Raw genomic sequence first — 13,968 nt, forward strand, 5'->3', positions numbered from 1 at the left:
TTTAAAATGCATCTTTGGATCCAAAAAGAACAAACACTGTTTTTAAAATAATTTTAAAATCAAATAAAATACTTCTATATTGAATGTAGTATAAATCTAATTCTACCATCTCTCTAAATCCAATATTGCTTCTTCCACTAACTTGCCAAAGTCCCGTACATCCCGGAATAACTTTCAATCTTTGCTTATCATAAGCAGTATACGTTTTAACTTCTCTTAATAAAGGTGGCCTCGGACCTACTAGGCTCATTTCTCCCTTTAAAACATTAATCAATTGTGGTAATTCATCAATACTCGTTTTACGAATAAATTTTCCAATCTTTGTTACGCGTGGATCATCTTTCATTTTAAACATGGCACCCGATACTTCATTATGTTGCAATAAATCCTGTAACTTCTCTTCCGCATCAGTTACCATCGAGCGAAATTTATACATTCCAAAACCCTTTTCATCTTTTCCAACACGCATTTGTTTAAAAAACACAGGACCTTTTGGGTCTTCTAACTTAATACATATAGCAACAATAATAAATACAGGTAACAGGAGAATAATTCCACAAAATGAACCGACTATGTCTATTAAACGCTTCATAAATATATATGACCATTTTTGATTTATATTTTCATCACCAAGCATTTCTTTTCTTTCTACACTTTCACTCGATACTTTAGTCAAGGACACTACCTTTCCACCCCACTTTATACCTACATTTTTTCTTTTTTTACAAGTTCATTCATATAATTCATCAATTCTTCTTTTAACTCTTCATGCTTTAAAGCCATTTCAATTGTAGTCTTAATAAACCCAAATTTCTCCCCTACATCATAACGAGTTCCTTCAAAATCATAAGCAAATACACGTTGAATTTCATTTAAACGTTGAATTGCATCTGTCAACTGAATCTCTCCACCAGCACCCGTTTGTTGATTCTCAAGGAATGTAAAAATTTCTGGCGTTAATACGTAACGACCCATAATTGCTAAATTTGATGGTGCTGTACCTTGCGCTGGCTTTTCCACAAATTGACGTACTTGATAACGACGGTCATTTTGTTCAACTGGATCGATAATACCGTAACGATGTGTTTCATTTTCAGGTACTGTTTGTACACCAATAACTGACGACTGTGTACCTTCATATTGATCCATTAATTGACGTAAACATGGCGTTTCTGCTTGTACAATATCATCACCAAGTAATACCGCAAATGGTTCATTTCCAATAAACTTACGTGCACACCATACTGCATGCCCAAGCCCCTTTGGCTCTTTTTGTCTTATATAATGAATATTAATTCTTGAAGAAGCTTGTACCTTTTCAAGCATTTCGTACTTTCCTTTTTCTAAAAGGTTTTGTTCTAGTTCGAATGAATGATCAAAATGATCCTCAATCGCGCGCTTTCCTTTTCCAGTAACAATAATAATATCTTCAATTCCTGATTCTATTGCTTCTTCTATTATGTATTGAATTGTCGGTTTATCGACGATCGGTAACATTTCTTTCGGCATTGCCTTTGTCGCTGGTAAAAATCTTGTTCCAAGACCAGCGGCTGGAATAATTGCTTTTCTTACTTTTTTCAATTGTAGTCCCCCTACATCCTTTTATTTGTATGTAACAATAACAAAAACCCTACCTATAGAGTCATTCTTATAACTCCATAGGTAGAGTTTCTATCATAAATAAATTATGGGCATCCAACCCATCCTCACGCCATACTCCCGACGACAAGCGTCTAAGGTAGGTTCGAAATAAAAATTTCTACCCACAGCACGACCGAGTGCCTCCGTTGATAACGGTTAGGAGACATCACCAGTTCTTTATTTAAAAAATACCGAACAACTTTTTACGACGGATTTGTTCTGGATCTTCTTTATAAATTGCTTTTCCGCTAATTATTAAATACGGATTCTCTCTTAAATCATTCATAACACTTACGCCAAATTCTTTCTCAATTAGTTCATAGCTTTCTGCTAGATAAAATCCTCTTGACGTTGTGTTATGTGCATCTGATGCGATCATATGAGTTAAATTATGTTCCACAAGCTGCAAGGAAAACTTTTTGATTTTTTTGCCAAACTTCCCTAATAAACTGCTTGCCGTTACTTGCGTTAATGCACCTTTATTGACAAGGTTATATAACTTATCTGGCCGCTCGATTAACTCGGCATTACGTTCAGGATGAACGATAATTGGAATCATTCCTTTTACACGTAGTTCATAAAATAGTTGTTCTGCATAACGAGGTACATGATTAGATGGAAATTCAATGAATATGTATTTGTTTGTTTCATTTAAAGTAACAATTTTACCAGCTTCATAATCTTCTAATAAATCACCGTATAACCTGACCTCTTGCCCTGGTAAAACTTTCAGTGGGATTTCATATTGTTGCAATTCATCATTTAATTGCTTCACTTGATGAATAATAGAAGTACGCTCATTTACATATTTTCCATTTTGATGGTGCGGTGTTGCGACAATCGTATGTATTCCTTCTGCCACAGCTTGTTGTGCCATTGCTAAACTGTCTGTTACTGTTTGTGCACCGTCATCGATACCAGGTAAAATGTGACAATGTAAATCTATCATTTGTTTCATCCTCCCTCTCATATAAATCTTTTTTCCCTTGAATATGAGACATCTCATATTCAAGGGAAAAAAGGAGATATGTTCTTGTCATATCTCACTCTTTTAATTAGTTTGCACCGTAGTAATAATATAAGCCCTGCTCACGTTCACGATCGTTCAAGACAACGCCTAACAATTTACCTTTTGCCGATTCTAATAAACCTTTTGCTTTTACTGCTGTTTCCTTCTCTGTCGATTCACTGCGAACGACAAGAATAGAAGCATCACATACATTCGCCATAATTTGCGCGTCAGTTACAGCTAAAATTGGTGGTAAATCGAAAATAACCAAATCGTACATACTATACGCTTGCGCAAGCAGTTCTTGCATTGATTTCGAACCTAACAGTTCTGCTGGATTTGGTGGGATTGGACCACAAGCTAAAAAGTGTAAATTATCAACTGAAGTCGTTTGTAAACATTTTTCTAAACGTTCACTATGTGTTAATACGTTCGTTAATCCGAAAATATTATCGACTTGAAACATTTGATGCATCGCTGGTTTACGCATATCTGCATCAATTAATAATACTTTCTTTCCTTGTTGGGCAAACACGACTGCCATATTTGCTGTTGTCGTTGTTTTCCCTTCACTTGGGTTCGCAGACGTCACCATTAACGAATGTAAATTCGTATCAACAGATGCAAACTCAACATTCGTTCGAATATTACGATATTGTTCTGAAATTGGTGATTTCGGTTGTTGATGAGCAATTAATTGACGACGTTGACGATGATTTTTTTTCTTTTTAAATAAATTAAGAGCCAATTGTTTGTCCCCTCACTTTTCTTGATGATGGAGCGTGTGATTTCACGTTCATTGTTTCTTCATCCATACGAGCTACAATGCCTAACACTGGTAAACCAAGTAAGTTTTCTACATCTTCTTCTTTTTTCACTGTGTTATCTAAATATTCTAGTAAGAATGCAAGACCAACTGAAGCCATTAAACCAACAACGAAAGCAATTGCTATATTTAACATTGGACGTGGTTTAATTGGAGATTGATTTTCTGCAACTTCTGCTTTAGATAGTACTGTTACGTTATCCACGTTCATAATTTTTGCAACTTCACCTTTAAATACATCTGCAGTAGCATTAGCAATATCACGAGCTACTTTTGGATCTTTATCCTCAGCTGTTACAGAAATGACTTGTGAATCTTTTTCATTCGCAACATTAACCTTCTTCGTTAATGCTTGCGCTGTCATATTTAAATTTAATTTTTCATTTACTTGCTCTAAGATTACTGGACTTTTAATAATAACCTTATATGTATTCGTTAATTGAATATTCGTTTGAACTTCACCAGCTTGAAACATCGATCCCTCTTGTTTCTTCTGGTTAACAAGAATTTGCGTCGAAGATTGATAGATTGGTGTCATAAAGAAGAAGCTAATGATAGCACTTACAATAGCTGCACCAAAGGCGATTACGAGGATCATTGCTAAACGTTTTTTTAAAATATGAAATAACTCTTTCAAACTAATTGTTTCTTCCATAAGTTCCTCCAACTTTCTAAAATTTGCACATAAGAAAAATTATAACATATAAATCTTACATTTTTTATTTTGAATAATTTAGTTCTACATTTATTCACATCAAGCACATATAATCTTACAAAATAATCTTAAATATGACAACACATTCCATCGATTTTCCAAAATTTCCATTATATTATGCTTTTTATATAATGCAATGCTAAATTTTACAAAAATTCAAAAAAGCCAATAAAATTATTTATCGGCTTGTAAATTTATTATTCTATACACTATTTTCTAATAATATCCATATTGTTCTTTTTCTGTTCTTTTATCGTTTAGGACGACACCAAGTAATTTACCAGACGCTTTGTCTAATATTTGCTTCGCTTTTACGATTTTTTCTTTTTCTGTTTTTTCACTGCGTACGACAAGTACGATTCCATCGCATTTATTCGCTAGTATTTGTGCATCGGTAACCGCAAGAACGGGTGGTGTGTCGATTAAAATAATATCAAACATGTTATATGCTTCCAGCAATAGCTCGTCCATTCCCCGGCTACCTAGTAATTCAGCTGGGTTTGGCGGGATTGGACCTGCTGCCATTAAGTATACATTCTCTACATCTGTTTTTTGAATGCATTGCATTAGTTTCGCTTGTCCTGATAATAGGTTCGTTAACCCATTTGAATCATGAATGGCAAATAAGTTTTGAATCGTCGGCTTGCGCAAGTCAGCTCCGATTAATAAAACTTTCTTTCCTTGTTGGCCGAAAACAACTGCTAAGTTTGCGATTGTTGTTGTTTTTCCGTCACCTGGATCTGCCGAGGTAACAATAATAGAACGAACATGATTATCTACAGATGTAAATTCAATATTTGTACGAATGTTGCGGTATTGTTCTGCAACACGTGATTTAGGCTCTTTATGTGTAATTAATTGTCGTAATGGTTTTCTTTTCTTTCTTCCGAACATATTCATAATCTCCTTTTTTGAAATGCGACATTTCCCCTTTTTCTCTCTATGCTCGATTTCATACGTCTAATTAATATTTTATATTGCTGATTTCCCTACATCTCATCATAATCACTAACATTCTACTTTGTCTTATATAAACGCCTTAACAATATGACAATGGCTTTACTTCTTTTCTATCCTTATCATTCATCCTATTTTTCGTATAAACAATAAAGTAATTATATGGCAATTACCTTCCATATACAAGTAATTTTCTGACTAGTTTGTATTTTAGTGATTATACCGATATATAGTGGAAATAAAAAAATCCCCTTGCATTTTCACAAGGAGATTTTTTATTTCTGTTATTCTTTTTTATCACCAATCGCAAATGTAATTTCAGCTTCACATGCAACTTCACCATCTACTGTTGCAATTGCTTTTCCTTTTCCGATTGGACCACGTACACGTGTCATTTCTACTTCTAGACGAAGTTGATCACCTGGACGTACTTGTTTTTTGAAACGACAATTGTCGATACCAGCGAAGAAAGCAAGTCTTCCGCGGTTTTCTTCTTTCTTTAATACAGCAACAGCGCCGACTTGCGCTAACGCTTCTACAATAAGTACACCGGGCATAACTGCATAGTCAGGGAAGTGCCCGTTAAAGAATTCTTCGTTTGCGGATACATTTTTAATTCCAACCGCTCTTTTTCCTTCATCTACTTCTAATATTTTATCAACAAGTAAAAATGGATAGCGGTGAGGAATGATTTCTTTAATTTGTTCTATATTTAGCATATAACAATCGCCCCTTTTGTAATATTGGTCTTACCACTTGGACATATTGTTTATTATCCCATTTTGTTTATTGTTTGTCATTATAAAGTGAAACTTTAATATCTTTTCAGCTTTATATATAAAAAAATGCACACACTCTATTCTCTTAAAATAGCTGCAAATACTTGCAACTGACACGGAGGTAGAAAAGAGTGTATGCCCAAATTAGGGAAAGGCAATATGTATTTGAACATGATTTGCCTTAATGTCGTATTCGACTCATTATATTATAAACGTTTTCAAATAAGGAAATATTAAATTTAACCATATATATGAATATTTTACCTATTTCCTTCGTTTTTCTTTATTTTTCTTCTATTTTCTCAATAAATCAAAATAAAATAAAAAAATGAAAGAATAAAAAAACAAAAAAGAACTACGGTTAATACCTTAGTTCTTCTCATCTTCCCCGCCTTTTGCGAGCTAATAATAAGCGGGGGATGCCCCCACTTATTAAAGTTTCACTTTATCGTAAAGCACGCTTTGGTAATTTATCGATATTCTCTAACATAATACCTGTACCAACCGCAACACATTGCATTGGGTTTTCAGCAATTAATACTGGTACTTTTAGTTCTTCTGCTAGAAGCATGTCGATACCGTGTAGTAAAGCTCCACCGCCTGTTAGAATAACACCGCGGTCGATAATGTCCGCAGATAGTTCTGGTGGCGTGCGCTCTAGTACGCCTTTTGCAGCTTGTACAATGATAGCCGCGTCTTCTTTTAGTGCTTCTGTAATTTCTTCAGAGCATACTGTAATTGTACGTGGTAAGCCCGTTACCATGTCACGTCCGCGAATTTCAAGCTCTTCGCTACGTGCACCTGGGAATACTGTACCAACTTTAATTTTAATATTTTCTGAAGTACGTTCTCCAATTAATAGCTTATACTTACGTTTAACGTAGTTTAAGATCTCCATATCAAACTTATCGCCAGCCATTTTGATAGAGGAAGAGGTAACAATATCACCCATAGATAGTACAGCGATATCCGTTGTACCTCCACCAATATCAACAACCATGTTACCGCTTGGTTGGAAGATTTCCATACCAGCACCAACTGCGGCTACTTTTGGTTCTTCTTCTAAAAATACTGTTTTACCACCTGAACGTTCAGCAGCCTCACGAATTGCTTTTTGTTCTACTGATGTGATATTTGTTGGACAGCAAATTAAAATGCGAGGTTTTGAAAAGAAGCTTTTCACGTCCAATTTGTTAATGAAATACTTTAACATTGCTTCTGTAATTTCGAAATCTGCGATTACACCATCTTTAAGCGGACGAATTGCTACAATATTACCAGGTGTACGTCCCACCATACTTCTTGCTTCTTCACCTACTGCTAATACTTTACCTGTGTTACGATCAATTGCCACAACAGATGGCTCATTTAATACAATACCTTTGCCTTTAACATGAATTAATACATTAGCCGTACCTAGGTCAATTCCGATATCTCGCGCAAACATTCCCGTCATTTCCTCCTCGATATTCAAAATCAGGTTACACCCGAATTCTTTTACACCTAATTTCTGATTTTATCATAAATTTAACAGAAACGTAATATTCGCAAAAAGAATTCTTCTGAAAAATATTACCGAATTGAAACGGAATGTTTGCGATCGCATATTTATTGACGGACCGGCTTTTCTACATCTTCTTTTCTATACTTTTGCTTTGTTGCTTCTCCGCCTCTTAAATGACGAATAGACTTATGATAATCAAGAATTTCTTTCACTTCATTTGCGAGCTCTGGATTAATTTCTGGTAGACGTTCCGTTAAATCTTTATGGACTGTACTCTTTGATACCCCAAATTCCTTTGCAATGACACGCACTGTCTTTCTTGTCTCCACGATATACTTACCAATCTTGATAGTTCTCTCTTTGATGTAATCGTGCACACCACTCGCCTCCCTAAATTGGATGTGAGAAGTGTGAAATGAGCCTCGCTGCATACGACTAAGAAGTAAGTGTGAGTGCTGTTTGTAAGCGTTAAACATTCTTGGATTTATAATGAAATGATTCACGATTTCTCACCTCAAACACTCTCTTTGCTTTGGTTTATACCATTGTATTGCCCGCACTACTGATATATGCTACATGTTCACTATTTTTGCGGACTAAGTTAAGAAAAATTACGTTTTTTTGTGAGAAATACGTTAACATTGACTATTTTGACGAAAAAAAATGACACCTTGTATATAAGGTGTCATTCTTCTCGTTCCAATTCTTCTTCTAACAATTGATGGTGGGGAACCTCTTTCTTACTGGCAATATAATAATATAAAGTGAATAAAACAAACAATAAAATAATAGCAGTCGACAGAACAAACAAAAATGACACAGTATCCCCTCCCTTTTGTAATATATATTCGAGAATCTCGTCATTTTTCCTTGTTATTGCAACTTTTTTCTCGAAATTGAGTATTTTTATATAAAGTGAAACTTTAATCAGTGGGGGACACCCCCACTGATTATTAGCCTTCACCAATCGGGCTTTAACGGGCAGTTGCCCCTAACCTAACTTCTTAGCTTTCACTGAATTTTGAAATAGGGGTCTTACTGCCCGTTAATGCGGGGTAAAAGTAAAAAAATCAGCTCTCCTAGTGAGAACTGATTTTTTCACTTTCTTATTCTTGTGAAGAAGAACTGTTAGATGATTCTGTAGAACCATTTGTTGATTTTTCTTCTTTCTTCGGCTCTTCTTTTTTGTCACTAGTCGAACCGCTTGTTGATTTCTCTTCTTTTTGAGACTTGTCTTCTGTTTTATTTTCTGGTTTCGTGCTCGTTGACTTCTCTTCTTTTTGAGATTTGTCTTCAGCTTTTTTACCAGAAGCGTTCGTTGCCTTTGCAGCACCTGCATCAGCTTTAATTTCTGCTACTGACTTATTTAAGTAGCGCTCAGGGTTCACAGCCACGTTGTCCTTACGTACTTCAAAGTGAACGTGAGAACCTGCTTCTTTATTCATTGCACTTAGACCGGATTTTCCTAATACTTCACCTTGTACAACTCGTGCACCTTTTTCTACTTTCACACTGCCTAAGCTTTGATAAGAAGCTGCTACACCATTTCCACTATCAACTGTTACAACATAACCAAGAAGTGAATCTTTTTCAGCTTTCGTTACTGTACCACTTAAAGCAGCTGTAACATTGAATTCTTTTCCATTCTTCGCAGCAATGTCAATTCCTTTGTTCGGGGAATATGTGTTGTTATAAAAGACAAGTGCTTTTTCTTGTTCCGCCTCAGTTGCTGCATCTTCATAGAATTTCTTCTGTACGACTACTTCCGCATTCGCGGCTGCTGGCATTTTCACTACTTCTGAAGATTTCGTTACTGGTACTGCTGGATCTTCCGATTGTGTATACGGTGTTGCTTGATCTTGGTTCGGAGTCTTCTTCGGATTAGCTCCTTGGAACCATAGCGCAACCATTAAAATTACCGCTGCACAAGCAATGTATAGTGCCGGAAACACCCATCTTTTTTGAAATAAATGTACTACCTTTTGCGACTTTTTATTATTTCTTCCTCGCATTCCATCATCACCTCAGCAATCATTTTGAACAATATTCACGTATCCTATACAACGTATAACCAATTACTTTTCGACAAAATCTGTAAAAATATGTATAGGAATTGTAAAATTTCCGAGGAAATGATAGAAAATAGAAAAAACTGAGCGTTTCGGCTCAGTTTTTAGTCCATTTGTTTCTTTTTGTAAACTACAATGCAAAGAATAATTGAAAGCACGCACCAAATTATAATATTTATTAAATCGCCACTAACAGTTGAAAAACCTTTTCCAGCCAATAGCTCCGGCATTGCATCTGCAAGATGTTTCGTTGGAAGAAAATCGATTGCCTTTTTTACAAACTCACTTTTAATAAATCCACCTAACATTGGAGCTAGAAGAAAAATAAATAGAATCGGCATACCTACTACTGATGTTGACGCCGTTGTTTTAGCTATTAACCCAATCGCCGTACCTAACATAAGGAAGAAAAATATACTAGCAAGTAAAAATAGAACGATTAAAACCATATTCCCCTTCATTACCCCTAAAATAGCAAAGTTACTAATACAAATTACAAATGTAATAAGACCTGTTAATGCGCTTTTCCCTAATAATACTTCTAACGATGATGCTGGTGACAACATCATCACACGTAGTGTGTGCTTTTCTTTTTCTTCCGCAATTAAAGCTGCTTGAACAAAGCTTCCTACCATTGTTAAGGCCATTAAAGTTACCATATTAGCGATTTGTTCTTTCGGTCCATCCATCTGTTGATAAACAAAAGAAAATACAAGTGGCAGTGCTGCCATTACGAGTACAGATGCATTTGCTTTAATATCCTGTACCTCTTTCCGAAAAATAGCTGAAAATCGTCTCATTGAAAATGTCATTATAATCCCCTCCCAGTAACTTCAATAAAGATATCACCTAGCGTTGGTTCATGTGAATGAATCGATAGTAATTCGCCCTTTTTCATCCATTCTGAAATGCGTTTTGCACCTAATTCATCTTTTTGCACGACTTCTTTTTGCTTATCTTTTAATACGACTTGTATTTGATCTTTCGCGTATTGTAAGCGAAGGTTTTCCGGTGTATCAAGCGCTACAATTTCTCCGCCGCACAGAAAGGCTATGCGGTTACAAAGTGTCTCTGCCTCTTCCATATTGTGAGTCGTTAAGAAAATCGTCGTTCCTTCTTTATTTAAGTCTTTTAAGATTTTATGAATGTTTTGTACGTTTACTGGATCAAGTGCAGATGTTGGTTCGTCTAAGAAGAGGATATCTGGTTTATGAAGAATTGCTCTAGCTAATGTGACGCGCTGCTTCATTCCTTTTGATAATTTCTTTACTAATGTTTTTTTATCATCTAATAGATTCACTTGCGCTAGCACTTCATCGATTCGTTCCTTTTTACAATCGTATAAGTCACAAAATAATAGTAAGTTATCATAAATGCTAAGTCTTTCATATAAGCCACTGTTGTCTGTTAAAATACCAATTCGTTTGTAATCGATGTTGCTTGGCCCTGTAATATCTTTCCCTAATACTCTTACCGTTCCAACGCTATGAAGTAATTGAGAAGTTAAAATCTTTACTGTTGTTGTTTTACCAGATCCACTCGGTCCGAGGAATCCGAAAATCTCTCCTTGCTTCACCTCAATATTTACATTTCGAAGTGCCGTTTTTTCGTTGAAACTTTTCATTACATCTTTCATTTCAATTGCCAATGTCATCTCGTCATCCCCTTTGTTTTTTCTTTTATAGATGAAAGTCGCTTTAGCGCTTTTCGTTTGTTTGTTTCGCTTTTCTTGACTCAATCATATGAAAAACAAAAGGGTTACGCAGTAAAATACCGGTAAAAGGAGTATTTTTACCGGTGAATGAATCATATTTTGAGCTTATTGGAGCGAATTTTATAGCCCAATTACACCTTTTAATTCATCCATTCGTCCTTTCGAAAGCGGAATTGAACTTTTTCTTTCGTCATCCAAAATTAAACTAAAGCTATTACGAGTCCAAGTAATCACTTCTCGTACTCGTTGTAAATTCACAAGGTACGAGCGATGACATCTAAAGAAACCAAAACCTGTTAATCTCGTTTCTAATTCACTTAATGTTAATGCACATACGAAATCACCTTCGCGCACATGGATATGTGTCACTCCGTTTTGCGTTTCAATAAAATGAATTTCCATCGGATCAAGTAAAATGATTTTATCGTTCACTTTCGCTGGAATTCTTTCAAGTTTCATTTGCGGAATCATTTGAACAACCTTTTCTTCATCCACCTCTTCAATTTCTTCTTGTTCGATTTCTATTTTCTTCACACCATCATTGTTTAATATGTATACATCTTCTGTTAACGAAAGGGCGTCCGATAAGAAAGATGACGTAATAAAGATTGCCTTTCCTTGCTCTTTCATTTTCATGATTGCTTTTCGAATAATAATCGTACTCTCTGTATCTACATTTTGCTCTGGCTCTTCCAAAATAACTAAGTCTGGATTATGAATCATAACACGCCCGATATGAAGGCGACGTTTCTCTGAAAATGATAGTTTTTCTATTTTAACGTTTAACTTATCTAAGAGGCCGACATATTGCACTACTTCTTCCGTACTCATTTTTGATTCATAAAGCCCTATTAAGAACTTAAAGTATTCCTTTACCTTCAAACGGTCGTATGCTTCATCTTTCAAAAAACAAAAACCGATGTGAGAATACTTTTTCTTTCCAATCGATTCTCCCTCAAACAGCACGTTGCCAGTTGAAGCTTCTTCCTCACCAATAATAATGCGGTGCAACACTTTCGCTGTATGGTTATTACATTGCAAAACAACACATTGTCCCTTCTCAACCTTCAGTTCAACTGCCGGTAACTGGTTCGTCTTCCCTAATTGTCTCAACTCGAGTAACGCCATTCTGTCTCCCCCAAATACTTTTTATCCTATTATACCAAACAGTTAATGGAAGATTTAGATATTTTATGAAGTATCATAAAAAGAAGGCTATCCAAATGAAAGGATAGCCTTCTTCTCTAATTTTTCATGCGGCACCGCCACAACAGATGCTTCTAACACTTTATCTTGCGACATTAAGGCATTTTCTAAATCTACGGAAGAAATCCATTCGCCTCCACTTTTAATTCAGTCTTTCGTACGATCAGCAATCTTAATACATCCTTCCGAATCAACCGTGACAATGTCTCCTGCATAGAGCCAACCGTCTTTCATTGATTCTTCTGTACGTTCATCCTTATAATAGCTTCCAGTGATCCATGGGCCCTTTAAACAGAGTTCTGTCATCGCTGAACATTGACGATTTTTTTAATATATCAACGATTCGACAAGGAACCTATCTACTAACAAAAGAAAACCGTCCCAATATACCTCTTGGAACGGTTTCTTTTTCCCCTACTTCTTCACCATTAACTTTCCTTCATAATCATTCATCGACTTTATTTCGACACCTTTATAATAATGAGCAACGATATCTGTATATTTCTTACCTTCCGCTGCCATGCCATTTGCTCCGTATTGGCTCATGCCAACGCCGTGACCGAATCCCTTCGTTGTAACGACGATTTTATCCCCTTCTTGTTTCCATGTGAAGTCAGAAGAGCGTAAATCTAACTTTTCACGAACTTGCTTTCCTGTTAATGTTTTCCCTTGAAATGCTACATCTTTTACTCGCTTTCCTTCCGTAAGATCTTTAATATTCCCAACCTTCCCGTCTGCCAACACCTTCACACCGAGACGCTTTTGAAAGTCAGCTACTGTAAAGGTTTGCTCGCTCGTAAATTTTGGAGAGGCTTGATCCCACGGACTATCTACGCTCTTTAAATACGGATAATCATTTCCCCAATAATCAGCTGCATTTTCTGTCCGGCCATTACTCGTTGAGAAGAAGGATGCTGAGATTGGTTTTCCATCATACGTTAAAACTTGTCCTGCGGTTTTCGAAACGGCTTCTTCGATTTTCTTCAAATTATTTTCGTAGTTATTGCCCCATTGTTTCTTCAATTCTTCTTTACTTTTGTACACTTGATCTTTCACCGTATCGGTCACGTCCGCATTGTTTTTCTTACCTCCGCTTAGCATACGCTGTACCACAAATGTTCTCGCTGCTAATGCCTGCGCCTTTAGCGCCTCTATTTCAAAGCTGGCATTCATCTCAGAAGCTACTACACCGGTCACATACTCCTCCATAGGTAATGTTTCTACCTTCTTTTGCTGATCACGATATACAGCAACTTGAACCGCTGTATCCACTTTCCCTGGAGCTGGTATACTTTCTATCGCTGGAGGAGTTTTAGAAGCTGCTTTTTCTCCTACTTTTGCTTTCGCAAACGGAATAACAAGAGCAGCAGGTACAATGATAACGAGCGCTATTAGAAGCGCTACTGTGATAAAAAGTGGCTTTGAAAATTTCATCTTATTTCCCCCAATATCCAAAAGCTTTACTCCATTCATTCTTATGGAACAACTCTTTCTTTTAGAACATACTTAAGGGGAACCAGCTAAAACGAAAATTTTCTAAATATTTTT

At 36.0% G+C, this 13,968-nt stretch carries 15 protein-coding genes and 1 pseudogene; all 16 read right to left on the reverse strand.

Going from position 1 to position 13,968, the window contains the following annotated elements; all coding sequences use genetic code 11:
* Position 1: 1 nt before the first annotated feature.
* Complete coding sequence (locus QCI41_RS16865) at positions 2–682, reverse strand: sugar transferase (protein WP_353837039.1); 681 nt, start codon at positions 680–682, stop codon at positions 2–4.
* Positions 683–705: 23 nt separating this feature from the next.
* A complete protein-coding gene (gene bpsC, locus QCI41_RS16870) occupies positions 706–1,581 on the reverse strand; it encodes a UTP--glucose-1-phosphate uridylyltransferase BpsC (RefSeq protein WP_353837038.1) in 876 nt (291 codons plus the stop codon).
* Between the two features lie 241 nt (positions 1,582–1,822).
* The gene (locus QCI41_RS16875) at positions 1,823–2,590 is read right to left on the reverse strand and encodes a tyrosine-protein phosphatase (RefSeq protein ID WP_353837037.1); all 768 of its coding nucleotides are present in this window, start codon (positions 2,588–2,590) and stop codon (positions 1,823–1,825) included.
* 106 nt (positions 2,591–2,696) lie between these two features.
* Positions 2,697–3,398 (reverse strand): CpsD/CapB family tyrosine-protein kinase, encoded by a 702-nt coding sequence (locus tag QCI41_RS16880; RefSeq protein WP_353837036.1) that lies wholly within the window; start codon positions 3,396–3,398, stop codon positions 2,697–2,699.
* The gene (locus QCI41_RS16885; RefSeq protein ID WP_353837035.1) at positions 3,388–4,131 is read right to left on the reverse strand and encodes a YveK family protein; all 744 of its coding nucleotides are present in this window, start codon (positions 4,129–4,131) and stop codon (positions 3,388–3,390) included. Before QCI41_RS16885 ends, QCI41_RS16880 begins: the two co-directional genes overlap by 11 nt.
* Positions 4,132–4,407: 276 nt before the next feature.
* Positions 4,408–5,085 (reverse strand): CpsD/CapB family tyrosine-protein kinase, encoded by a 678-nt coding sequence (locus QCI41_RS16890; protein ID WP_353837034.1) that lies wholly within the window; start codon positions 5,083–5,085, stop codon positions 4,408–4,410.
* 347 nt (positions 5,086–5,432) lie between these two features.
* Positions 5,433–5,867, reverse strand: a complete 435-nt coding sequence (gene fabZ / locus QCI41_RS16895) for a 3-hydroxyacyl-ACP dehydratase FabZ (RefSeq protein ID WP_000931959.1) — start codon at positions 5,865–5,867, stop codon at positions 5,433–5,435.
* A gap of 505 nt (positions 5,868–6,372) precedes the next feature.
* Complete coding sequence (gene mreB, locus QCI41_RS16900) at positions 6,373–7,374, reverse strand: rod shape-determining protein (RefSeq protein ID WP_000457990.1); 1,002 nt, start codon at positions 7,372–7,374, stop codon at positions 6,373–6,375.
* A 161-nt stretch (positions 7,375–7,535) separates the two neighbouring features.
* Positions 7,536–7,808, reverse strand: coding sequence for a sporulation transcriptional regulator SpoIIID (spoIIID, locus tag QCI41_RS16905; protein WP_000544012.1), 273 nt, complete (start codon positions 7,806–7,808; stop codon positions 7,536–7,538).
* A 308-nt stretch (positions 7,809–8,116) separates the two neighbouring features.
* Positions 8,117–8,251, reverse strand: a complete 135-nt coding sequence (locus QCI41_RS16910; protein WP_000008907.1) for a hypothetical protein — start codon at positions 8,249–8,251, stop codon at positions 8,117–8,119.
* Between the two features lie 286 nt (positions 8,252–8,537).
* Positions 8,538–9,443, reverse strand: coding sequence for a stage II sporulation protein SpoIIQ (gene spoIIQ / locus QCI41_RS16915; protein WP_064470676.1), 906 nt, complete (start codon positions 9,441–9,443; stop codon positions 8,538–8,540).
* A 161-nt stretch (positions 9,444–9,604) separates the two neighbouring features.
* Complete coding sequence (locus tag QCI41_RS16920) at positions 9,605–10,312, reverse strand: ABC transporter permease (RefSeq protein ID WP_353837033.1); 708 nt, start codon at positions 10,310–10,312, stop codon at positions 9,605–9,607.
* A complete protein-coding gene (locus QCI41_RS16925) occupies positions 10,312–11,154 on the reverse strand; it encodes an ABC transporter ATP-binding protein (RefSeq protein WP_046960129.1) in 843 nt (280 codons plus the stop codon). The genes QCI41_RS16920 and QCI41_RS16925 overlap by 1 nt, the downstream gene beginning before the upstream one ends.
* Before the next feature lie 180 nt (positions 11,155–11,334).
* Positions 11,335–12,342: a LytTR family transcriptional regulator DNA-binding domain-containing protein gene (locus QCI41_RS16930; protein WP_046960130.1), complete on the reverse strand. Its 1,008-nt coding sequence runs from the start codon at positions 12,340–12,342 to the stop codon at positions 11,335–11,337.
* Positions 12,343–12,444: 102 nt separating this feature from the next.
* Positions 12,445–12,726 (reverse strand): annotated as a pseudogene (locus QCI41_RS16935) (fatty-acid--CoA ligase); the annotation flags it as partial.
* 108 nt (positions 12,727–12,834) lie between these two features.
* Positions 12,835–13,854 (reverse strand): stage II sporulation protein D, encoded by a 1,020-nt coding sequence (gene spoIID / locus QCI41_RS16940; protein ID WP_353837032.1) that lies wholly within the window; start codon positions 13,852–13,854, stop codon positions 12,835–12,837.
* Between the last annotated feature and the right edge of the window lie 114 nt (positions 13,855–13,968).

This window comes from Bacillus cereus group sp. MG4 (assembly GCF_040460055.1).
Taxonomy (GTDB): domain Bacteria; phylum Bacillota; class Bacilli; order Bacillales; family Bacillaceae_G; genus Bacillus_A; species Bacillus_A wiedmannii.

Excerpts from the sequence above, each read along its gene's own strand:
- spoIID (WP_353837032.1), bottom strand. The coding sequence starts at position 13,854 with ATGAAATTTTCAAAGCCACTTTTTATCACAGTAGCGCTTCTAATAGCG.
- QCI41_RS16925 (WP_046960129.1), bottom strand. The coding sequence starts at position 11,154 with ATGACATTGGCAATTGAAATGAAAGATGTAATGAAAAGTTTCAACGAA.
- fabZ (WP_000931959.1), bottom strand. The coding sequence starts at position 5,867 with ATGCTAAATATAGAACAAATTAAAGAAATCATTCCTCACCGCTATCCA.
- QCI41_RS16890 (WP_353837034.1), bottom strand. The coding sequence starts at position 5,085 with ATGTTCGGAAGAAAGAAAAGAAAACCATTACGACAATTAATTACACAT.
- spoIIQ (WP_064470676.1), bottom strand. The coding sequence starts at position 9,443 with ATGCGAGGAAGAAATAATAAAAAGTCGCAAAAGGTAGTACATTTATTT.
- QCI41_RS16885 (WP_353837035.1), bottom strand. The coding sequence starts at position 4,131 with ATGGAAGAAACAATTAGTTTGAAAGAGTTATTTCATATTTTAAAAAAA.
- mreB (WP_000457990.1), bottom strand. The coding sequence starts at position 7,374 with ATGTTTGCGCGAGATATCGGAATTGACCTAGGTACGGCTAATGTATTA.
- QCI41_RS16930 (WP_046960130.1), bottom strand. The coding sequence starts at position 12,342 with ATGGCGTTACTCGAGTTGAGACAATTAGGGAAGACGAACCAGTTACCG.
- QCI41_RS16920 (WP_353837033.1), bottom strand. The coding sequence starts at position 10,312 with ATGACATTTTCAATGAGACGATTTTCAGCTATTTTTCGGAAAGAGGTA.
- QCI41_RS16875 (WP_353837037.1), bottom strand. The coding sequence starts at position 2,590 with ATGATAGATTTACATTGTCACATTTTACCTGGTATCGATGACGGTGCA.